Source organism: Paenibacillus sp. ALE3 (assembly GCF_054113405.1).
On sequence record NZ_CM134214.1, the window covers coordinates 966,825 to 988,218 of the forward strand.

Sequence of the window (21,394 nt, forward strand, 5' to 3'; positions counted from 1 at the left end):
GGGGAAATGGGCGTTTTAGGAAATAAGGTTGGATTTTTGTGGTCAAATGTGTTACGCTTACTTTCCTTTTTTTGTGTCGGAGCAAGTGATAAGATGCAGAAATCGAGACTTGATATTCTTAGGAGGTAACTGAAATGGAGAATGAGTTTCAAAGTGCCTATCAAGAAGAACAGCACAGGCTGTCGCTTGCTATGGAGGAAATTGATCGGAGGCTGGAACGGCTTCGCAATACACCGGTTTACACCGGGCATGACTTTACGGAGCAAGTACTGGAATCGGCACGGGAGGAAAAACGCCAGGCTTTGGCCAAAAGCTCGCAAGAGCCTTACTTTGGGCGTATGGATTTTGACGAGCGCGGTAGAGGGCAGCGGAAGCCGCTTTATATCGGTAAAATCGGGGTGGAGCGTGAAGAAACGTCAGCGTATCCGCTGGTGATTGATTGGCGTGCACCGATTGCTAGCTTGTTTTATTCGTTTACAGGTGGTGAAGAAACGGCGTCTTATGAAGCTCCTGAGGGAACTGTCGAAGGCTTGGTGTATCTGAAACGTAACGTTGTCATTCGTAAAAGGATCCTGGAACGGGTAGCGGATACGTACAATCGTGAAAGTGACGAGCCTGCCGTTTCCGATGAATTTCTCGTTTATCGTTTGGGAGAGAACAAGGATAACCGTTTACGGGATATCGTATCTACCATTCAAGCAGAGCAAGATCAGATCATCCGCGCGGCTAAAAATACAGCCCTCGTTATTCAGGGGGTAGCGGGTAGTGGCAAGACGACCGTAGCGCTGCATCGACTCGCATTTTTGCTGTATCAATACAAGGATCAGGTATCGGCAGACAAAATGGTTATTTTCGCACCCAACCATATGTTTCTCGATTATATTTCAGATGTACTTCCAGAGCTGGGGGTCGGAAATATTCAGCAAAGTACATTTGCAGATTGGGCGCTAGGTTTACTGGGGCTGGATTTACCTTTGGCAGATCCTACCGAAACGTTATCTTATTGGTTTGAAAGTGGCGGCTTGAGAACGGAATCTATGGATGAGGCGCCGGGTAGATTTAAGGGGTCGGTTCATTTTATGAAGCTGCTTCAGGATTTTGTGGAACGACTGGAGCCTATCTCGGTGCCTGAGGGCGACTTTTCACCTTGGGATGGTGCGGTGCTGTCCCGAACTGAGATTTTGAATTGGTTCAATGAGGAATATAAGCCCTATCCGCTCGCGAAGCGGAAGGAGCGTGTGCTGGCAAGAGTCCATCGCTGGATTGAAATGGAACTGAAAAAGTCACCTTCGGCGGCTGCGCTCAAGGAACGGAAGAAAAAAGCTGGATCTCGGGAAAAGGCGTATGCCAAAAAATGGACCCAATACGACGCACTGACGCTCTACAAGCAGCTTTTTCAGGCAGCTAAAGGGTTACCCGCAGAGACCGCTGCGGAAATGAAGGCTTCTTTGCCGGCTCCCATCTTTAAGGCCACACAGTCAGACCTGCGAAGTCAGATCATTCGTGAAGAGGATCTAACTGCGTTAGTATATCTCCACGTGCTGATTCATGAGGTAGAATCATCTCAACGTTTTGACCATGTGGTCATTGATGAAGCGCAGGATTTTTCACCATTTCATATCGCTTTGCTGGATTTGTTCGTAAAAGGGCATTCCTTTACGATACTGGGCGATTTATCGCAGGGGATTCATGAATATCGTGGTGTACATGCATGGGAGGAAATGAGTTCTCTTTTTGCGCCTGAACAAACGGGGTATTTTGCACTTACACGGAGTTATAGATCAACTTTGGAAATTATAGAATTTGCAAATACAATTTTGGAGCAGGGAGTACGTGGCGGCATTACAGCGGTTCCGGTATTTCGTAGCGGCGATCCGGTGCGTACCGTGTCTTACGACTCCTCTGTACGTGAGGAGAGTTTGCTCACCGCTTTAAAAGAGCTTTCCTCCAAGGAGTATCGTACTGTTTCTGTGCTGACACGTACCTTAAAAGAAGCTGTAGAGCTGCATGAGGTTTTCACAAGTGCGGGATTGGATGTCCATTTGATTGACGGTGGTAAAAAGCAATATGAAGGCGGCTTGTCTGTGCTGCCTGTATATCTGTCCAAAGGTCTGGAATTTGATGCAGTTATTGTGGCCGATGCCGACCAGGATCATTATGGAGAACGGACATGGGATGCCAAGCTGTTGTATGTAGGATGTACGCGTGCGCTGCATGAGCTGTGGTTATTGCATGACGGTCCACTTCCAAGTTACGTACAGGCGCAAACGGAGTAATTAGAACGCTGTATGTCATGCCAACCAAAGAACAGCCACGAAATTCATTTTTCGTCCTAGGCTGTTCTTTCTTTTTAGTTGAATCACATGTAAGGCTACAGTTATACCGTGACCAGGCTATCTGCAACTTGTTAACCGATATGGTAGAATAAGAGGCGGTTTATCATCGTTTTAATACAGTAGATCGATTGAATTTTCATGTCTTTTAGCTGTATGGGCGAACTTGTTTTCAATGAAAAAAGAAAGTGTTCGTTCATAAATGATAAGGAAGTGAATGAAATGGACTTATTTTCATATTCCCAGGAGTCAACGCCAAACAATCGGTTGCTTGCAGACCGCCTGCGTCCGACATCGCTGGATGAATATATTGGACAGGAGCATGTTGTGGGTCCAGGCAAGCTGCTGCGAAGAGCTATAGAGGCCGATCAGGTTTCTTCTATATTGCTGTACGGGCCACCGGGATGCGGCAAAACGACACTGGCACATATCATTTCTCAACACACACAAGGCGATTTCGTCCGTCTAAATGCAGTAGAAGCCTCTGTGAAGGATGTAAGAGAAGTCATTGACCGTGCACAGACGAATAAATCGATGTATGGCAAAAAGACCATTCTGTTTCTTGACGAGGTACATCGTTTTAACAGTTCACGCCAGGATGCATTGCTGCCTGCGGTGGAAAAGGGAACGATCGTGTTTATTGGCGCCACGACGGAAAACCCTTTTCATTACGTCAACGGCGCTTTAATGAGCCGTTCTACACTGTTCCAGCTTGAAGCGCTAACCCAGGAGCATTCGCTGGCCGCTATGCGCCGCGCCTTGAGCGATGCGGACAAGGGGCTCGGCTATATGCAGCTTCAGGTAGACGAAGCTGCACTGGACCACATCGCGTCCATGGCGAACGGCGATATCCGCCGTGCATTGAACGCACTGGAGCTAGCGGCGCTCACGACCCCTCCGCTTGCAGACGGCACGATTCATGTGACGCTGGAAGTGGCAGAGGAATCCATCCGCCGCCCGATTGTCAAGGCAGACGAATCCACACAGTATGACGTGCTGTCTGCCTTTCACAAAAGCATTCGCGGTTCCAGCGACGCGGCGCTATTCTGGTTCCTGTATGCCGTAGAGAAGCTCGGTATGGACCCGATGACCTTTATTCGCCGCCTTATCGCAGCAAGCAGCGAGGACATTGGCCTGGCGAACCCGCAGGCGATGGTCCAAGCAGTGAGTGCGCTTGAAGCCTACCGCAATAACGGCTGGCCTGAGGCCAAACTGAACATTGCACAGGCCATTTTATTCGCTGTGGAAAGTCCCAAGTCGAATGCCGTATACACGGCGATTTCACGGGCCATGTCGGCCATGGACGATATGAAATCGGCCGAGGTGCCGCTACATCTGCGCGATGCACACTACAAAGGCTCGGAAAAACTCGGCCATGTTGGCTATCAATATCCGCATAATTTTCCGAATCACTATGTAAGGCAGCAATATTTGCCCGATTCGATAGCAGATCAGACCTTTTACCAGGCCACTGAGCAGGGAAATGAGTCTAAAATCAGGCAAAATCAGCGTTGGCGGGATTCACAATCTTAATATATGGGTGACTTTAATATACGGAATGTGTACGATTTGTTGTCATGTTACACCATGATCCGGTAAGAGCGAAGAAGGGGATAAAAAATGAAAGACGTACTATTCGTCGCCGCGGGTGGAGCTATCGGAACCTCTGCTCGCTACAGCCTGCAATTACTGTTGCCTGCGGCTGGGGCGGATTTTCCGCTTGGCGTGCTGCTAATGAATTGGCTCGGCTGTCTGTTCCTAGGCTGGTTCTTTACGGTAACCTTGCGATCGTGGCGGATCAAACCACATTTGCGACTTGCCATCGGAACAGGCTTTACAGGGGGATTTACCACCTTTTCCACCTTTGCAGTGGATGCTGTACGCCTCACGGTTCACGATCGCATGCTGACGGCTGTGTTGTATCTGCTGCTGAGCGTAGGCGTAGGCTTACTTTTAACGTGGGCAGGTATCCGTCTAGGTACAAAAATGACGCAGACTGCCCCCAAGGGGGGACGCTTATGATTTGGTGGGCTGCGGCAGGCGGAATGGTGGGTACAATAGCAAGATACGGGCTTGGCATGTGGGCCGGAAAAAGGTTGGGTACTGTATTCCCGTGGGGGACCTGGATTATTAATATCAGCGGTTCATTACTGTTAGGGTGGCTGTATGGTGAGTTTATGCAACACAATCTGTCGCCTGCACTCTGGATGCTGCTGGGAACAGGTTTTTGTGGCGGCTACACCACCTTTTCCACATTCGGCTATGAATCTATTCAACTGATGGAACATAAAAAATACCGACGTATGGCTGTATATGTATTGTCTTCTGTAATAGTAGGAGTTATAGCTGCAGCTATCGGGTACAGGGTCAGTTATATCTTATAAATTTTCAAAATGACATGTGAGCACACAATAGAAGCTTCCACCCTCCTATACAAGGCGTTATCAGCCGTAAATAGGAGGGTGGAAGCTTAGTGCGTGTCTATTTAACTATTTTTTATCTCGTTCTTTGTATAATTCAGGTAAAAGTGCTTTGAGTTCAGGTCGTGGATCAGGGTCGGACAGCTTCATTTCCTCTAACGTTTGGACAGCAATCCGCAGTACAGTATAATCTCTATACCAACGATTGTCTGAAGGAACAACATACCATGGAGCTTGCTTGGTTGCACTTAGCTCTAGTACCTCCTCATAGTATTGGGTATATTGCTTCCAAAATTTTCGTTCCTGCAAATCACTCGGATCAAGCTTCCAGTTTTTGCGAGGCTTCTCAATCCGGTCAATCAGCTTTTCCAACTGGAATTGCTTCGAAATATGTAAAAAGATTTTAACCACCTTTACACCACTATCCAGCAACAACTGTTCAAAATGCTTGATATGTTTTATATTCCGTTTGGCCTGCTTATCGGATACCTGCCCGTGGACACGTGTAATCAGCACATCCTCGTAGTAAGAACGGTTGAAAGCTGCAATATATCCGCGTCCTGGAGTTACGCTATGGGCGCGCCACAAGAAATCATGGCTTAATTCCTCCGTCGTAGGTGATTTAAAGCTGTGTACAGTCACCCCCGCAGGGTTAAGATTAGAAAACACCTGCTTGATCACGCCATCTTTTCCGCTGCAATCCATACCCTGGAATACAAACAAAACGGCTTGTTTTTTCTCTGTAAATAGCTTGCTTTGTAATTCCGCGAAGCGTTCCTTCAATTGATCTGTTTCCTGTCGGATTTCTTCTTTGTTTTTGATATTCTTCGTATCCTTGGGGTCCCGTTCTTTCAAAGAAACTTTTTTACCCGGTGTCAGCATTCCCAATGAATCAGACATAAAGGCACGCTCCTTTTCAATTGAAGTAATGATCATCTTGTCTACATCATATACCCAAATGGGGACGTTATCAAAAATTTCATATGTATGATCTTTATTAGCGATTTTTCTACTGGGGATGCCTCTGGTCACGAAATTTTCTTCAGGTTCAACAATTAAAAAGTTAAGTTTTAAGTCTTTAGACATAGGCAGTAAGGTTAATCTTTCTTATAACAATTAGGAATTAAGATGGTTCTCCATAAAGTTTAAGAGTGTTATTATGTCATGACGAACTCTCAACAGAGGTATAATATGACAACTATTAAAGTAACACCTGAGCAGCTTATGACTATCTCTAAGCAATTTGAACTTGCACAGCAAAAAGTGACCCAAATGAACAGCATTTTAATTCAACAAATTTCATCTATGGAACGATTCTGGGATGGAGTGACCAAAGAGCAATTCTATTATAGTTTCCAAACATCTCAGAAGAATATGAATGGCTTTGTTACACTGACAGATTCTGTTGCAAAAGAATTGCGTCGTCATGCGGATAAATTCAGGTTAGCTGATTTGCTGGAAGCAGGTAATATTGATTCAAGCTGCTTACCACCTCCACCTAATTCATGTGCTCCCCCTGCTCCAGATACTAGAAATGCTTTGGAAAAATCAGCAGATAGTTTGGTAGAACTTGGTGAGGATTTTTTGTCTGCTGCGGAGGACAGGTACGAAAAACGCTATGACTCTGTAGGCGGATTTTTAGACTATTGGACGTTTGGAATTCCGAAAGGTTTGTATCAAGGATATGCAGAGCGTGCATCCAAGCAGTTTGATTCAGGGAATGAGTTTTTTAACTTCTGGACTTTTGGTGTACATGGAACAATCAGAGAAGCAATGTTTCCTACAAATGCATGGTCAAAGGAACATTGGGCTAACATGATCGGTACAGCGGGAATCTTTGGGGGAGTCAGTTCAGTAATTAAGCCTAAGATTGGATTGGGCTCGTCAATGAAATATGAGGTGAAATCTGGGGCTAGTCTTGAAGTTAAAGGGACTTCGAATCGATTATCTGATACGATGTTAGGTAAGAATGATGCTGATCCATTTAGGGATATATATGGTCCTGGACGACTTTCTCATCCAGAAGAGTGGAGTACCATTATTAAGAATACGCAAGGAGCCGGGGTTGAAGTTAGAATTCTAGATAGAGATATTATGGCGTATGCACCCAAAGGATCAGGAAAGCCGGGGCAATTGAATATATATGAGGATGCTTCAATTAGTGCACTGCGGCATGAGTACCAACATTTTCTTGATGATAAAGCTAAAGGTTTTCCTAGTTTGGATGTAACATATGAATTCAAAAATAGGATTATCATGGAACTTAGAGCCTATATGGTCGAGATAAAAGAAGCAGAGAGGATTGGAAATAAGGACCTTGCAGAACATCTTTGGAACAATTACAGGGATGAACGGCAGTATCTTTTAGAGAATTATGGGCCAGTTAAACTAGATTGATGGGAGATAACAAAATGAAGCTACTTACTTTATCAAAGGAAATACGAGAGGGGAAAATAGGCGACGATCAATTGGTGGAATGTTTGGATATCCAGCATAATCAGGTACAGTTGAATGCAATGAGTCAGATCGCTAAAAAGAAACTATGCAATGAGAAAATAATTGAAAAATTGAAACATATTAGCCAGTTCAGAGACCCTAAGGTAAATAAGCTTTTTGGTATTGATACGCTTGGACACTATAGTATTGCTGTACTTCGAGTATTGAACACTTCTGAATCTATAAAGCAGTACGAGCTGTTAATGTCTGAACTCGATGATTTTGATAAAGGAATAGTTGAAAGAATTATAGAGGGAATAAGTTAGTGTTCATTTTTTGAAGTCCATAGTTAGGCTTTTTTTGTGAGGAGTTCTACTTGATAATGTAAAAAAATCTTAAAATAAAAGAGCTATTGATTGCTGTATCTAATGAAGCTACTATTTGCATGAAGTTAAAAAGAAGTGTTGGTATTACTTAAGTATCCATGCTAATCCTATCAAATAGGAGGAATTCACTTGGCGACGATAGCTAAGACTTCTGAAGATTTAGAAGGATGGATTGCATTTCTTGCTGCTTTATCTCCGTACTCAGATGAGTTAACTTGTGAACCTATAGCAGGTAAATGGTCGATTCAAGATGTGGTCAGTCATGTTATGGGCTGGGATAAAAACTTCACTAAGGCGCTTATACAGATTATCGATAAGGAACAAGTCATGCTCAAGGAGCATCCTGATGTACAGACATTCAATGATTCATCTGTAGCGTTCGGTAGAACTATGAAACCACATGATTTGCTAAATGAAGCTATTGCTCAGCGTAAGCAAATGATTGCCAAACTCCAAATGGTATCAGAATCGGATTTTATGCGTCCAGTTCCTAATAGTCTGTACACTTTGGAAACGTTTTTACAAGAGATGTTTGTCCAGCATGACAAACATCATAAAGAGCAGATTATGAATTCTTTACAACTTATAAACTAAAAACATCTTTTATAAAAAAGTCGCCCTCCATAAATCTGGAGAGACGACTTTTTTATTTCCTGCTATATCAATGCGAAATGGTCATTAATTAAACTGTTTCAGGCTGAAGTTTTTCAACCTTATCAATGGTTCCGCCGCCCAGACAACGTTCCCCGTCATAAAATACAACAGCTTGTCCAGGGGTAATGGCCTTTTGATGTACATCGAATACGACATGCACGGTTCCATCCGGAAGCCATTGTAAAGTTACTTGCTGATCAGGCTGGCGGTAACGGAACTTGGCTGTGCAGCGGAATTCGCCGGATGGACGTGCATCTGCGCCTTCAATCCAGTTTACATCCGTGGCAATCAGGCTAGTAGAATACAGGCTGTGGTGACGATCACCTTGTACCACATACAGGATATTCTTCTCCAAATCTTTATCTGCTACGAACCATGGTTCGCCTGAACCTGAGCCGCCAATGCCCAAGCCTTGTCTTTGGCCCAGTGTATAGTACATCAGACCATCGTGACGTCCTTTGACTTCACCCGTAGCGATATCCACCATATCTCCACCTTTTGCAGGCAGATAACCACTCAGAAACTCCTTGAAATTGCGTTCGCCGATAAAACATACACCTGTGCTGTCTTTTTTCTTGGCTGTATAAAGTCCCGCAGCTTCTGCAATTTTGCGTACTTCTGGTTTCGGCAGATGGCCGATCGGGAACATGGTGCGCGACAACTGTGCTTGGCTTAATGCATTCAGGAAATAAGTCTGATCCTTGTTGCTGTCCACACCTCGCAGCAAAGTAAAGCGGCCGTCTTCTTCCACAACCCGTGCATAATGTCCAGTAGCAACATAATCTGCTCCCAAATCCAGCGCTTTGTTCAGAAACTCGCCGAATTTAATTTCACGGTTGCACATGACATCCGGATTGGGTGTGCGTCCAGCTTTATATTCATCAAGAAAATAGGAGAATACTTTATCGAAGTATTCTTTTTCAAAATTGACTGTATAGTAAGGAATGTCGATCTGTTCACAGACGCGGCGCACATCCTCCGCATCCTCTTCAGCCGTACAACGGCCAAATTCATCCGTGTCATCCCAATTTTTCATGAAGATGCCGATTACGTCATAGCCCTGCTCCTTTAGCAGCAGCGCGGTAACGGATGAGTCGACGCCACCGGACATGCCGACGACGACACGGGTTTCATGATTGGCTTTAGCCATGGTCATCACCCAATTCTTTCAATATTGTTGTAGAACCCACCTATTGTAACATAAACGATAATAAGTTACGATGTTTGGACGAACAAATGACACGGCGAACGATGCAAGAAAGCTACATAAAACGGGCTAAATCTGTTCCTAATCGCTCGAAAGCAACTTTTTTTAAGATTGTTACCGTAATGTTTCCCTTTACCTGCCCTAATATGTTAACATAAGCTGAGGGTTAGGATCGGAATAGAGAGGTTTACAACTCCAATTATTCCGCGTGTTTAACGGAATTGTTACTATAAGCGAGGTGCCACAATTGAAAATATCAACGAAAGGCCGTTACGGCCTGACCATTATGATGGAGCTTGCAGCCAGATTTGGCGAAGGTCCAACTTCTTTGAAAAGTATTGCCGAAAAAAATCAGCTATCAGAGCATTATCTGGAACAGCTCATTGCGCCTTTGCGTAATGCAGGTTTGGTAAAAAGTATTCGTGGTGCTTATGGCGGTTATATTTTGGCGAATGAACCGTCAGGCGTAACAGCAGGAGACATCATTCGTGTACTGGAAGGTCCGATTTCTCCAGTCGATTTCACGGAAGAAGATGATCCGGCAAAACGCCAGCTTTGGCTGCGAATTCGTGACAGCATTGCTGAAGTGCTGGATTCTACAACACTTAAGGACTTGATCACATACCAAGAACATGATGAATTGGATAACTACATGTTTTACATCTAAATTCCAATATTACTTATAACAAGAAAGAAACTTGTTGTACCAACGTAAAAGCCCCATTTTATGGGGCTTTTATGCTGTATAAAACACATTAAAATTCACATTTCCGGCAGAAACCTGAACTTGAACACGTTGGAAATGGGTTTTGTTCTTCTGGTCAGCGTTTCTCCTGCATTTTTTTGTACGTTTGTGAATAATTTTAGAGTATCCTACTCACTAGAATGTCGGAATATGTAGGAAGTGGCATACTTCTTATTCTTTGTCTTTCATGTCATCAGGTAAGCCTGTTTTTCTAAATAGCATATTCACATATATTGTATATTCTCGGGAAAAATCCTTTGCATTCATCATTTTCTGATTAAATGTATCTATGTGTGTTTCATCTGACTCCTTAATGTATTTTAATAAATGTTCATATGCTATAAAGCGAGAAGTATAGTATCCAGTTGAACTTCTTAACATGTTCTCCAAATCGTATTTTAGGTCATTATGTAACTCCTCAGGAATTACTATTGAATTAATTTTTTTGATTGTTTCTTTATATTTCTCATTGACTTGATGGATTTCCTCACAAATGGCAGGCTTATCGATTTTATCAGCCTTCAACATGTCAAAAACCCCATTGCCTTGTTGCTCATAGGGAGTCATTTCTTTTTCATATTTATTAAAGATACTCTCAATTTGAAGAGCGTTTTTCTTATCAGCGTCACTATATGAAGGTGTGCTCTCATCACCTTCGTTGCTTTCATTAGGAGCTACATCAGTTTGCTCTTGAGGAAAGCTTTCCTTGGATACTGATCTAGACTGATCGCTAGTTGCAACCATACAAAGTATTACTAGGCTGAAAAGTGAGATTAGAAAGTTCCACTTAGCCTTTTTAGTGAGCCTAAATGAGAAGAATATTTCCCAAAGGAGAAAAAGCACAAAGCAAGTCATTAAAACTAAAAATGTATAAAACATTTTTCTTTACATCCTTTTATGCCCCATCGGCTGGGAATTTGCTTATTTTATCTTGTTAATTTTATTATCGAAAACTGACAATAAATTTGTAATACCTGTAGGTTGTTACATGCTGTTCTATCATGAAATAAAAACAACAAGAACAGATCAGCAGCATCTGAATTGTGGAGCACCTGCTGTGCTCACTTTTTCGGAGCGGATAGCAAATATGAGAATCCAAGCAACTAGAACTGGTCTAATTGGGAGATTGGAGGCGGTGACTTCGAACATCTTGGTAGAGGGTTTGTGTGGAAGGGAATTCGGTTGGAATTACGGGCACTGACGAGCTTGAATTTTCTTAACCATTAGTAGAATTAGTAAATTGCCTAATTTAATATCAGAGGGCAAGCTTCCTTGCAAATATAGCGCCTCCTGATCATTACATAGTGAATTAAAGAGGCGCTTTATATTTATATTTTTTTATTATTAGTTTGTTAGGCTACCTGTATTTCTATCTTTTCTCAATGTTGAATACTAGTGAGCTGAAGATCTGTCAACTACTTCTAAGCGAACGTTACTAATAGACACCTGCGTATGGGTAGATTCTACCTTAACGTACCGGATATGGCTCACTTCTGGGTTTCTACTCTTAAATATTGTCCAAGGAATAGTGTAAACACCATCATATCTATCATAATGCAACGGTGTTGAATCTTCTAAATACCATTTTACTCCATCCTGAGAATAGTACAGGGAAACCCACTCAGCATCGTCTCCTCTATTTTCTGTTTTTGCATTGAATACACTCTTAATGCTATACATACTTCGCGGAACTCCAGGATCCCCCAGATCAAAGGTGTAAGACATGCCTCCAGCTTTAGCTTCCCATACTTGGCCAATATGGTAGGTATCTGCCGAAACTGTTTCAGGATAACTAGGAAGAATGGTGACTACAGTAATGAGTGCCATTAATAAAATTGAAAACCATTTATTTCTCATTATATTCATCCTCTCAAGTTGTTCCCGATTATAGATATCTAGTTGTTTTAAAAAAAGTGTCTGTTTATCAACCGGGTTAAATCGTCGTAACTGAACAAATAAGTAGACTTCACTGTCTTAAACGGCAAATCAGTGTCTCGACGGTTACTAATTATGCTATTAAACAGCTATTAAACACTAACTCATTAATTCCTCATTAGAAATCCCACCTTCTGATTTATTATAACTACATTTGTAATTATGAAGAATAAAATGTAAAATTTATATAGGGAAAAATACCTAGTTATTATATTGTTATGTGAATTCAACAGGAAACTTTATTAGCATGTGACACCCTGCAGCAGTCGGAAAATCGGCAGTATGAACATTATTATGAACTGTGAGCTCTCTCTTAAAGATGGTCCAACACGTGGTGTAAGCCGATAGTGGCCTATGGCAAAGTGTGCAGAAGGTGGCACAGGTGCTGATATCAGATACATATGCTAAGTTAGGTAAATACATCGAAACAGTTGGTTGATGGAGAACGATAGGGAATATTAGAAGCTAATGAGGGCATCGTTGCTACTCAGTACACCTTGGTATACAATTGTAAGGAAATTGTTTGATGGGACCGATTTGTATGTGGGACAAGGCATTTGAATCACAAAAAATTACAATTTTGGCGAATACTCACAAACTTCTGCGATTGAAATGCTCTTACAAAAACTTTTACAGTGCATTATGTTAAGAAAGAAGTATATAATGGAACTTCGGCAAATACTAAAAACAAGATGTTTTATATTTGAGGTGGATAACATGAACAGAATTTATCTGGATCATGCCGCATCGACTCCTATGCATCCTGAGGTTGCGCAGACTATGATGGACATCATGACCGGTCAATTCGGCAACGCTTCGAGCGTTCATGCCTTTGGCCGTGATGCCAAGCGCACCGTCAGCGCAGCGCGGGATGCCGTTGCGGCCTCTTTGGGCTGCAAGCCTGAAGAAATTATATTTACGAGCGGAGGGACAGAGAGTGATAATCTGGCCCTGTTTGGGACGGCTACGGCAGATGGTCGTACTTCCGGCCATATTATTACAACCGCGATTGAACATCACGCCGTGCTTCATGCTTGCGATGAGCTGGAAAAAGCGGGATACCAGGTAACCTATATCCCGGTCAATGGTTTTGGGCGTGTGAATCCTGCGGATATTGAGGCAGCTATTCGCCCGGATACTTTTTTGATCAGCATGATGTATGCCAACAATGAGGTGGGCGTCATTCAGCCGGTTCAAGAAGTAGGACAGATTGCGAGAGAGCATGGAATTATATTTCATGTAGACGCAGTTCAAGCCTTCGGGCATATATCCATCGACTGCGGGAATCTCCCGATTGACTTACTTAGTGTGTCTGGCCATAAGATTAACGGTCCGCAAGGGGTGGGTGCATTGTATATCCGTCAGGGTACACGCATTCAGCCGCTAATGCATGGGGGACTTCAGGAGAAGAAGCGTCGTGCCGGAACAGAAAATATCGCCGGCATTGCTGGGCTGGCTAAAGCCGCAACTCTTGCCAATGCTTCTATTGAGGAGCGAGGAGCACACGATATGGCTCTTCGCCAGACACTGCTGAAAGCGTTGGAAGGTTCTCTAGGTAGCCATGAGTTTGTAATTAATGGTGATCCTGAGTATTTTGTTCCTAATGTGCTAAATATTAGCTTTCCGGCCATTGGTACAGAGACCATGCTGATGAATCTCGATATGGAAGGAATCGCAGCTGCCAGCGGATCAGCCTGCACTTCGGGGTCTCTAGAGCTATCGCATGTGTTGCAGGCGATGGATCTTCCTGAAGATGTTTTGAATTCAGCGATTCGGTTTAGCTTCGGTTTGGGTAGTACTACGGAAGAAATGGAATACACGGCCAAGAAAATTGAAACCATATGGAAGCGGCTGCGTACTAGGAACTAGGGATTTCTCCGCATTTTAGTAAGAAGGGAGGGGCGGTTTTCCATTTCATTGCATGAACGAAAAGCAAGGTCTGACAGGCATGTAGGAAAAGGACCGCACCTTCGTTCGGATTGCAGAATGAGGAGGGACCCGATATATGAAGCTTCAAGACATGATCGGACTTGCTGTTTTCGATGTCGAGGACGGGAAGCAGATTGGTAAAATACATGACTTTATGTTGACAGCTGATTGGCGAATTACAGGGATTGAGCTAGAAGGTAAAGGTCTTTTTTCATCTCATGTCAAAATGGTGGCTTGGGATGACATCGTTGCCTATGGTGAGGATGCGATCATGATTCGCAATCAGCAGGCCGTCCGTAAAACAGAGGCCCATGATATACAACATACGTACTTGCTTGGACCTGGTAAACTGAAGGATTTATCCGTGCTAACAGAGGAAGGGCTTATGCTCGGGCACATCTCGGATGTTTATTTTGACCAGGAAATGGGCAATAACATAATAGGCTTGGAAATCAGCGATGGTTTTGTATCGGATATTATAGAAGGGCGGAAATGGCTGCCCTGCACCGAAGATATGTCCATCGGGGAAAATGCTGTTATGGTTCCCCCGTTAAGCGAGCAGCGTCTGGAAAAAGCCATATATTCTGTTAATGGATAGGGTGAGTTTATTGAGATGTCCGAATTGTAATTCCAAAGATATCGGAAAAATTGGCTCCCATCAATTTTATTGCTGGGGATGCTTTATCGAACTTCAAGTGAATGGTGAAAAAATGTCTGTCTACCAAGTGGAAGAGGATGGAACGCTCAGTTCGCTGGACGACTTATTCTTTGGAGATGAGATGGCACAACAGGACTTGCCGCAAATTCACGCTTCTTCCTAAGCTTGATTCGGAAAGTGGACAGGCTGTTTACGAAGAGGTGTGATCTCCCACCTATTGCTTAAAATACAGCTTAGTGGGTTGGATCATGCTTTAATAAAAAATGGAGAGGGTGTCCCGAAAGGCCTTTTGGCCTGGGGGCACCCTCTTTTGTATATCCTATTTTGCGAAGATGGCTAGTTCTACAATTTAAAGCGTTTGACCTCTTCCAATAGAAGATCTGCATGAGAATCAAGTTTGGCAGAAAGGTCGGCAATATTGTTCATAGCATGACCTTGTTCTTGTACTGAGGAAGCTACTTCCTCGGTAGATGCTGCACTTTGCTCAGAGACAGCAACAACGCTAGAGATGACATCTGAAATATGTCCGGCATTCACACGGAGATGATCTGCTGCAGCAGAAACGTCCTCAATTTGGGCAAGCATGTGCTGAGAAGCGCCACGTATGGATTCAAACGCCTGTCTCGTTGCAATGGCAGCATGCTCCTGTTCTACAGTTACAGCAAGAGCCTTCTTCATTTCCTCTGCGCTTTGTACTCCCGCAATTTTAATTTCCTCCAGCTTACTCATGATACTGTCACTGGAGTTGCCCGCTTGTTCGGCCAGCTTTCTGACTTCTCCCGCGACGACGGCAAAACCTCGTCCGTGTTCCCCGGCCCGTGCCGCTTCGATGGATGCATTGAGGGCTAGTAGGTTTGTTTGTGCGGCGATATCGTGGATGGCCCCAGCCAGCCGTCCAATATCCTGGGTTTTCAGCGTGAGTGAATCTACTGCTTCTCCTGCCGCAGTGGTCGTTTGTCTGGACTCGGCTGCCAGTTTCGCTTGACGCTCTGCTGTTTCATACCCAGCCAGCACGGCAGAATCTGTTTCGAATACAGCAGTTTGGGTCCGTTTGACACTTTCGCCAATCTGGTTGATGGAGCCTGTCATGTGTGTCAGCTTCTCAGAACCGGAATATACGGCCTCAGCTTGGTCGCTTGCTCCTTGAGCCAGCTCCTGAACTGCACTGGAAATTTGTGAGGCAATAGTTCCCGTATCTTTGGCGTGTTGATGCATATCATGGGAAGCGGAACTGACATCGCTAGCTGTATCTGATACCTTACGCAACAGGTGAGTGAGATTGTCTGACATGAGGTTAAAATCTGTCCCCAGGCTGGCAATTTCATCTTTACCCTTAATATCCACACGGGCGGTCATATCGCCTTCAGCTATCCGTTTGACATTTGCTTGGAGTCTGCGAATCGGTTTGATAAAGTTGTTAGCCGCCCAGGTCGCCAGCAGCATAGCAACGACTAAAATGATAGCAACAGTAATAATCAACTGATTACGAGTGGAGTAATACTCCTGAAAAGCTATATCTTTGGAAATAGATAGGCCTACAATCCAGCCTGTGCTAGGCATTTTTTTAAAATAAAGCTGACGGTCACTGCCATTGTAGCTATAGTCTGTTTTTCCCGAAGCTGCGCTGAGCAGGGTCGCGGTCGATGATCCTAACTCGGGGGTTTCCTTGAGGTTTTTGCCAGCCAGCTTGTTATCTGGATGCGCGATTACGACTCCCTTTTGGTCAATCAGAAATGCGTAGCCCAATCCGTTCAGGTTTATGCTTTGAATCATTTTTGTCATATCGTTGAGCATAATATCTTCGCTGACTACCCCGGTGATAGAGCCGTTGGCATCCTTGAGCGGTTTAGCGATGGAAATGGTGAAGTCATTACTGCCTGCGTCAGTGTAAGGTGATGAATAATACATTTCTCCCTTGGTTTTGGCATCCTTGTACCACGGGCGAGCGCGAGGATCATAATTTGCTTCAAACCAGCCAGATCCATCCCAGTAAGAACCATCTTCATAGCCTGCATAAATGTTCGAAATATTTTGATCTTTATAGTTTTGGAAAGCTGCTTTCAGAGATGCTATTTTGGCATCTGATGAAATATCACTGGATTCCAGACTCGCAGCTAATGTTTCGATAATTTCAGCTTTGCCGCCTGTCCATCCGTCGAGCTGATTTACGGTTTCGGAAGCTTTGCTGTTCATAAGCTCTTGGATATCATGATTGGCCTGATTTTTAACGCTTGTCATGCTAATGACGGATAAAGGCCCGGCTGCAACGATTACAATGCAAGTGAAAAGAAGAATAAGCTTCATTTTTAAGTTCATGTAACGACCCCCGATGTTTCAGAAATGTGAAAGCTTAGGATAGTGCTTTGTACTTATATCGTCAGATCGAATGACTTTGTTTATTGTTTTCATCCATTTTCATCAATTTTTCACAATGGTTATTTATGGAACACCTTAGACTGGCGGGAAGGATTAAACTAGAGGTACAGGCATATACTTAAAGGAGGCTAGTCCGGTAAGGGGGCACAAAATGGACCAATTAACGAAAAGTAGACTGTTCCGGTACGGCATATGGACGCTGCTGGGACTTGTCATTCTATATTTTATCTGGCTGCTGAGACCTTTGTTTTTGCATTTGTATGAATTTCTGAAAACAATCATTGCTCCGTTTGCGGTAGCGATGATCATCTCCTATGTACTTAATCCTGTAGTCAGTATGCTGGGCGGTCGAAAGGTGCCTCGTAGTGTAGCTGTACTGCTCATTTATGCTGTGTTTTTGGCCAGTCTTATTGTGATCCTGATGAATCTGATTCCAATGTTCATTGAACAACTGGATGAGCTGAATGAGCATCTGCCTGAGCTGACCATGCATGCACAGGGACTAATGACGAATATGGACAGCGGTATTTTACCCCAAGGGGTGCGAACGGGGATGAATCAATGGTTTTTCCAGCTGGAGAATCGGATGGCTACTGGGATTTCTACCTTTATGGACAACATTGGTGGGATGATCAACATGCTGTTCAATGTGTTTATTGTCCCTTTTCTTATTTTTTATATTTTAAAGGATTTTGACGTGTTTGAACGGACGATTGTATCTTATCTCCCGCGTTCTCGTCGTAAGGCGATTGTATCAGTACTTAAGGAAATTGATCAGGCGCTTGGCAACTATGTCAGGGGCCAATTGTTGGTGTGCGTCATTATTGGCGTGATGGCGTATATTGGATATATGCTGATTGGCATGCCTTATGCGCTGTTGCTGGCCGGAGTAGTGGCTCTTTTTAATATTGTTCCATATTTGGGCCCCTTTTTGGGCGCTGCACCGGCGGTAATTATGGCTTCTACGGTTTCCTTAAAAATGGTACTTTTAGTCGTAGTCGTTAATGCCTGTATTCAAGTGTTGGAAAGTAATGTAATCTCTCCTCAGGTGGTGGGACGAACGCTGCATCTGCATCCGCTAGCCATTATTTTCGCTTTGCTAGTTGGTGGGGAAATTGCGGGAATTGCTGGCTTGATCTTGGCAGTTCCTGTGATGGCGGTTTTGAAGGTAGGGCTTCAGCATTTTTTTGCATATTACGTGAAGCGAAAAACGATCTGATTTCGTCTATATCCCGGATGCATGCTGTCTGAAATCGCGTTGACACGGCTAAATGACACGGATATACTGAATTGAGTATGTTTAAATGTGTTTATCCAGTAGGGAAAGCTCATTTCGGAGTGCGGGCTGAACCCGCCGGGATGCTCCCGTTACCAGTGAAAACAAGGCGATCGATCGTCCGTTAAGCAGATGTTGGTGTGCGCTTGCACATGTAGCATTTCGTACAGAAGGGACGGCGATAACCAGGGTGGTACCGCGATACAATCGTCCCTGATCCGTTCAGGGGCGTTTTTCTATTTTTTATGGCCTGTGCCAGAAACCAGTGACACCATAATTAGGAGGCTACTTATATGAAAGCTAGTGAAATCCGCTCCAAATGGCTGGAGTTTTTTGAAAGCAAAGGACATGTGATTGAACCAAGCGCACCGCTTGTTCCGCATAAAGATCCTTCCCTGCTGTGGATTAATGCGGGTATGGCGCCGCTTAAGCCTTATTTTGACGGACGTGTAAAACCAGAAAATCCACGTATCGCTAATTCGCAAAAATGTATTCGGACGAACGATATTGAAAATGTCGGTAAAACCCGCCGTCATCACACGTTTTTCGAAATGCTCGGCAACTTTTCCATTGGCGACTATTTTAAGGAAGAAGTCATCACATGGGCATGGGAGTTTCTGACAGACCCGAAATGGATCGGCTTTGATCCAGAGCGTCTGGCTGTAACGGTATATCCTGAGGATGAGGAAGCGTACAAGCTGTGGAACGAAAAAGTTGGACTTCCGGCTGAACGTATCATCAAACTGGAAGATAACTTCTGGGATATCGGTGAAGGACCTTGCGGACCTTGTACGGAAATTTTTTATGATCGTGGCGAAGCCTACGGCAGCGACATGACGGACCCTGAAATGTATCCGGGCGGAGAAAATGAGCGTTATCTGGAAGTGTGGAACCTGGTATTCTCGCAATTCAACCATAACAAAGATGGTAGCTACACGCCGCTTCCTAATAAAAATATTGATACAGGGGCTGGCTTGGAACGTTTTGCATCCATTTTACAAAATGTGGATTCCAACTTTGATACGGATATTTTCCAGCCACTAATCCAGAAAACGGCTGCGATGGCAGGCGTTAAATATAACGAGAATGTGGACAGTGATGTGGCTCTCAAGGTCATTGCTGACCATGTTCGTACTGTTGCTTTCGCGATTGGTGACGGTGTACTTCCTTCCAATGAAGGACGGGGTTACGTCATTCGCCGTTTGCTGCGCCGGGCTGTTCGTTATGGAAAAATGCTGGGCATGAACCGTCCATTTATGTTTGAACTGGTGGAAACCGTTGGGGATATCATGGGCGTATACTACCCTGAGGTCGTAGACAAGCGTGATTTCATCATCAAGGTGATTAAAACAGAAGAAGAGCGTTTCCATGAAACATTGACTGACGGATTAGCTATTTTGGCTGATATCAGTGCTCAGGCAAAGGCCGAAGGCCGCAACGTCATTAGCGGAGCAGATGCTTTCAAGCTGTATGATACGTACGGGTTCCCATTCGACCTCACAGAGGATTATGCGGACGAGCAGGGCTTGAAAGTAGACCGTGAAGGCTTTGATGAAGCGATGCAGGAACAGCGTCAACGTGCGCGCGATGCTCATCAAGATAATGCCAGCATGAAGATTCAGGGCGGAGCTTTGTCTGATCTGGCGGTTAAAAGTGATTTTGTTGGATATAATGACCTCGTAACTGAGTCCAAAATTGTGGCAATTGTATATGATGATATGCTGGTGGAGAGTGTTAGTGAAGGACAGTCCTGTCAGGTCGTGCTGGATGTGACTCCTTTCTATGCCGAAAGCGGCGGGCAAGTGAGTGACCATGGTTTACTGCGTGGCGGAACGGTAACCGCAAAGGTTGAAGGGCTGTTCAAGGCGCCGCAAGGTCAGCATGTGCATCAAGTCGTTGTAGAGGCTGGTGAGCTGAACGTAGGCGATACGGTAAAAGCTGAAGTAGATCAAGCTTCACGTGGAGAAATTGAGAAAAACCATACAGCTACGCATTTGCTTCACAAGGCGCTTAAAGAAGTGCTGGGTGACCATGTCAATCAGGCGGGTTCCTTGGTAGAACCTGGGCGTCTGCGTTTTGACTTCTCCCATTTTGGTAGCATTACCCCAGAAGAGCTGGCGGATATTGAACTGCGGGTTAACCGTGCCATCTGGAGCCAACTGAATGTGACGATTGAACTGAAACCGATTGACGAAGCCAAAGCTCTTGGAGCGATGGCACTGTTTGGTGAGAAATATGGTGATATCGTACGGGTCGTTAAGGTTGGCGATTACAGCATCGAACTGTGCGGAGGATGTCATGTCAGCAATACTTCGCAAATTGGTTTGTTCAAGCTTGTCAGCGAGAGCGGCATCGGGTCAGGTGTACGTCGTATTGAAGCAGTGACCGGACGTTTTGGTTTTGAGTATATGGAAGGTCAATTAGAGCTGTTGAAGGTGTCGGCTGGGCTTGTTAAATCCAAGCTGTCCGAGGTGCCAAAACGCATCGAATCTTTGCAGCAACAAATTAAAGACCTCAGTCGTGAAAATGAATCACTGCAAAGCAAGCTGAGCGCTATTGAGGCGGGTCAGCTGACTGATCAAGTCGTGCAAGCTGGCGGAGTGCAGTTGTTGGCTGCACGCGTGCAGGCCTCCAGCATGGATGCGCTGCGTGCGATTGCTGATGAGCTGAAAAGTAAGCTCCCTGCAGCTGTGCTGGCGCTAGGCGCTGCAATGGACGACAAAGTTAATTTTGTCGTTGTTGTCCCAGCTGAGCATACCAAGACAGGACTTCATGCAGGTAAGCTCGTGAAAGAAATAGCGGCCGTATGCGGCGGCGGTGGCGGCGGACGGCCTGACATGGCGCAAGCCGGGGGTAAGGATGCCAGCAAGCTGGACGAAGCACTTCAACGTGCGCATGAATTGGTGTCAGCAGCCTCACAAGGATAAAGTTCGATAATTTTTGCGGATTTTTGGAAAAAAACGGACTTAGACATTTCCTTGAAGGGCTTTGCTTATGGTATGATATAAAAGAATAAGCTGGCATAAACATGTACACATG

At 44.4% G+C, this 21,394-nt stretch carries 18 protein-coding genes; 13 read left to right on the forward strand and 5 right to left on the reverse strand.

Going from position 1 to position 21,394, the window contains the following annotated elements; genetic code table 11:
- Positions 1–134: 134 nt before the first annotated feature.
- The 4 genes from ACXHJ2_RS04460 to crcB (ACXHJ2_RS04475) all read left to right on the forward strand — a co-directional run bounded on the left by ACXHJ2_RS04460 (position 135) and on the right by crcB (ACXHJ2_RS04475) (position 4,717).
- The gene (locus ACXHJ2_RS04460; protein WP_165083066.1) at positions 135–2,276 is read left to right on the forward strand and encodes a HelD family protein; all 2,142 of its coding nucleotides are present in this window, start codon (positions 135–137) and stop codon (positions 2,274–2,276) included.
- Positions 2,277–2,555: 279 nt separating this feature from the next.
- On the forward strand, positions 2,556–3,866 hold the full coding sequence (locus ACXHJ2_RS04465) for a replication-associated recombination protein A (RefSeq protein ID WP_090738437.1): 1,311 nt from the start codon (positions 2,556–2,558) through the stop codon (positions 3,864–3,866).
- An 87-nt stretch (positions 3,867–3,953) separates the two neighbouring features.
- Positions 3,954–4,355: a fluoride efflux transporter CrcB gene (crcB, locus tag ACXHJ2_RS04470; RefSeq protein ID WP_013372621.1), complete on the forward strand. Its 402-nt coding sequence runs from the start codon at positions 3,954–3,956 to the stop codon at positions 4,353–4,355.
- On the forward strand, positions 4,352–4,717 hold the full coding sequence (gene crcB / locus ACXHJ2_RS04475) for a fluoride efflux transporter CrcB (RefSeq protein WP_165083068.1): 366 nt from the start codon (positions 4,352–4,354) through the stop codon (positions 4,715–4,717). Before crcB (ACXHJ2_RS04470) ends, crcB (ACXHJ2_RS04475) begins: the two co-directional genes overlap by 4 nt.
- 105 nt (positions 4,718–4,822) lie before the next feature.
- Here crcB (ACXHJ2_RS04475) and ACXHJ2_RS04480 read toward each other — a convergent pair whose 3' ends face one another.
- Complete coding sequence (locus ACXHJ2_RS04480) at positions 4,823–5,653, reverse strand: PPK2 family polyphosphate kinase (RefSeq protein ID WP_165083071.1); 831 nt, start codon at positions 5,651–5,653, stop codon at positions 4,823–4,825.
- A gap of 291 nt (positions 5,654–5,944) precedes the next feature.
- Between ACXHJ2_RS04480 and ACXHJ2_RS04485 the strand changes: the two genes are divergently transcribed.
- The 3 genes from ACXHJ2_RS04485 (at position 5,945) to ACXHJ2_RS04495 (ending at position 8,169) form a co-directional block, all read left to right on the forward strand.
- The gene (locus ACXHJ2_RS04485) at positions 5,945–7,150 is read left to right on the forward strand and encodes a WXG100 family type VII secretion target (RefSeq protein ID WP_165083073.1); all 1,206 of its coding nucleotides are present in this window, start codon (positions 5,945–5,947) and stop codon (positions 7,148–7,150) included.
- Between the two features lie 14 nt (positions 7,151–7,164).
- Positions 7,165–7,515: a hypothetical protein gene (locus tag ACXHJ2_RS04490; protein ID WP_058710644.1), complete on the forward strand. Its 351-nt coding sequence runs from the start codon at positions 7,165–7,167 to the stop codon at positions 7,513–7,515.
- Between the two features lie 189 nt (positions 7,516–7,704).
- Positions 7,705–8,169 carry a DinB family protein gene (locus tag ACXHJ2_RS04495; protein ID WP_238791097.1) on the forward strand — a complete coding sequence of 155 codons (465 nt, stop codon included), beginning with the start codon at positions 7,705–7,707 and terminating at the stop codon, positions 8,167–8,169.
- Between the two features lie 88 nt (positions 8,170–8,257).
- Here the strand turns inward: ACXHJ2_RS04495 and mnmA are convergent, their stop codons facing one another.
- Entirely contained in the window at positions 8,258–9,379 is a 1,122-nt protein-coding gene (gene mnmA / locus ACXHJ2_RS04500) for a tRNA 2-thiouridine(34) synthase MnmA (protein WP_025676145.1), read from the reverse strand.
- 304 nt (positions 9,380–9,683) lie between these two features.
- On the opposite strand from mnmA, the gene cymR reads away from it, so the two are divergent.
- Positions 9,684–10,103: a cysteine metabolism transcriptional regulator CymR gene (gene cymR, locus ACXHJ2_RS04505; RefSeq protein WP_013372613.1), complete on the forward strand. Its 420-nt coding sequence runs from the start codon at positions 9,684–9,686 to the stop codon at positions 10,101–10,103.
- A gap of 249 nt (positions 10,104–10,352) precedes the next feature.
- Here cymR and ACXHJ2_RS04510 read toward each other — a convergent pair whose 3' ends face one another.
- Both ACXHJ2_RS04510 and ACXHJ2_RS04515 read right to left on the reverse strand, forming a co-directional pair.
- On the reverse strand, positions 10,353–11,060 hold the full coding sequence (locus ACXHJ2_RS04510; RefSeq protein WP_058830117.1) for a hypothetical protein: 708 nt from the start codon (positions 11,058–11,060) through the stop codon (positions 10,353–10,355).
- Between the two features lie 513 nt (positions 11,061–11,573).
- The gene (locus tag ACXHJ2_RS04515) at positions 11,574–12,038 is read right to left on the reverse strand and encodes a hypothetical protein (RefSeq protein ID WP_058830116.1); all 465 of its coding nucleotides are present in this window, start codon (positions 12,036–12,038) and stop codon (positions 11,574–11,576) included.
- Positions 12,039–12,833: 795 nt separating this feature from the next.
- Here ACXHJ2_RS04515 and ACXHJ2_RS04520 point away from each other — a divergent pair.
- From ACXHJ2_RS04520 to ACXHJ2_RS04530, 3 genes are all read left to right on the forward strand, one after another.
- Positions 12,834–13,985 carry a cysteine desulfurase family protein gene (locus ACXHJ2_RS04520; protein WP_165083075.1) on the forward strand — a complete coding sequence of 384 codons (1,152 nt, stop codon included), beginning with the start codon at positions 12,834–12,836 and terminating at the stop codon, positions 13,983–13,985.
- Positions 13,986–14,121: 136 nt separating this feature from the next.
- Positions 14,122–14,643, forward strand: a complete 522-nt coding sequence (locus ACXHJ2_RS04525; protein WP_013372611.1) for a PRC-barrel domain-containing protein — start codon at positions 14,122–14,124, stop codon at positions 14,641–14,643.
- Positions 14,644–14,653: 10 nt separating this feature from the next.
- Positions 14,654–14,866 (forward strand): hypothetical protein, encoded by a 213-nt coding sequence (locus ACXHJ2_RS04530; protein ID WP_013311529.1) that lies wholly within the window; start codon positions 14,654–14,656, stop codon positions 14,864–14,866.
- A gap of 179 nt (positions 14,867–15,045) precedes the next feature.
- Here ACXHJ2_RS04530 and ACXHJ2_RS04535 read toward each other — a convergent pair whose 3' ends face one another.
- The gene (locus ACXHJ2_RS04535; RefSeq protein WP_058830114.1) at positions 15,046–17,019 is read right to left on the reverse strand and encodes a methyl-accepting chemotaxis protein; all 1,974 of its coding nucleotides are present in this window, start codon (positions 17,017–17,019) and stop codon (positions 15,046–15,048) included.
- Positions 17,020–17,230: 211 nt separating this feature from the next.
- Between ACXHJ2_RS04535 and ACXHJ2_RS04540 the strand changes: the two genes are divergently transcribed.
- Together ACXHJ2_RS04540 and alaS are read left to right on the forward strand one after the other, a co-directional pair.
- Positions 17,231–18,298 (forward strand): AI-2E family transporter, encoded by a 1,068-nt coding sequence (locus tag ACXHJ2_RS04540; protein ID WP_013372609.1) that lies wholly within the window; start codon positions 17,231–17,233, stop codon positions 18,296–18,298.
- Positions 18,299–18,648: 350 nt separating this feature from the next.
- A complete protein-coding gene (alaS, locus tag ACXHJ2_RS04545; protein WP_058830113.1) occupies positions 18,649–21,282 on the forward strand; it encodes an alanine--tRNA ligase in 2,634 nt (877 codons plus the stop codon).
- Positions 21,283–21,394 lie beyond the last annotated feature (112 nt).

Coding starts and splice junctions, on each gene's coding strand:
- mnmA (WP_025676145.1), bottom strand. CDS start 9,379: ATGGCTAAAGCCAATCATGAAACCCGTGTCGTCGTCGGCATGTCCGGT.
- alaS (WP_058830113.1), top strand. CDS start 18,649: ATGAAAGCTAGTGAAATCCGCTCCAAATGGCTGGAGTTTTTTGAAAGC.
- crcB (WP_013372621.1), top strand. CDS start 3,954: ATGAAAGACGTACTATTCGTCGCCGCGGGTGGAGCTATCGGAACCTCT.
- ACXHJ2_RS04540 (WP_013372609.1), top strand. CDS start 17,231: ATGGACCAATTAACGAAAAGTAGACTGTTCCGGTACGGCATATGGACG.
- ACXHJ2_RS04515 (WP_058830116.1), bottom strand. CDS start 12,038: ATGAGAAATAAATGGTTTTCAATTTTATTAATGGCACTCATTACTGTA.
- ACXHJ2_RS04465 (WP_090738437.1), top strand. CDS start 2,556: ATGGACTTATTTTCATATTCCCAGGAGTCAACGCCAAACAATCGGTTG.
- ACXHJ2_RS04490 (WP_058710644.1), top strand. CDS start 7,165: ATGAAGCTACTTACTTTATCAAAGGAAATACGAGAGGGGAAAATAGGC.
- ACXHJ2_RS04535 (WP_058830114.1), bottom strand. CDS start 17,019: ATGAACTTAAAAATGAAGCTTATTCTTCTTTTCACTTGCATTGTAATC.
- ACXHJ2_RS04485 (WP_165083073.1), top strand. CDS start 5,945: ATGACAACTATTAAAGTAACACCTGAGCAGCTTATGACTATCTCTAAG.
- ACXHJ2_RS04510 (WP_058830117.1), bottom strand. CDS start 11,060: ATGTTTTATACATTTTTAGTTTTAATGACTTGCTTTGTGCTTTTTCTC.
- crcB (WP_165083068.1), top strand. CDS start 4,352: ATGATTTGGTGGGCTGCGGCAGGCGGAATGGTGGGTACAATAGCAAGA.
- ACXHJ2_RS04525 (WP_013372611.1), top strand. CDS start 14,122: ATGAAGCTTCAAGACATGATCGGACTTGCTGTTTTCGATGTCGAGGAC.
- ACXHJ2_RS04460 (WP_165083066.1), top strand. CDS start 135: ATGGAGAATGAGTTTCAAAGTGCCTATCAAGAAGAACAGCACAGGCTG.
- ACXHJ2_RS04520 (WP_165083075.1), top strand. CDS start 12,834: ATGAACAGAATTTATCTGGATCATGCCGCATCGACTCCTATGCATCCT.
- ACXHJ2_RS04480 (WP_165083071.1), bottom strand. CDS start 5,653: ATGTCTGATTCATTGGGAATGCTGACACCGGGTAAAAAAGTTTCTTTG.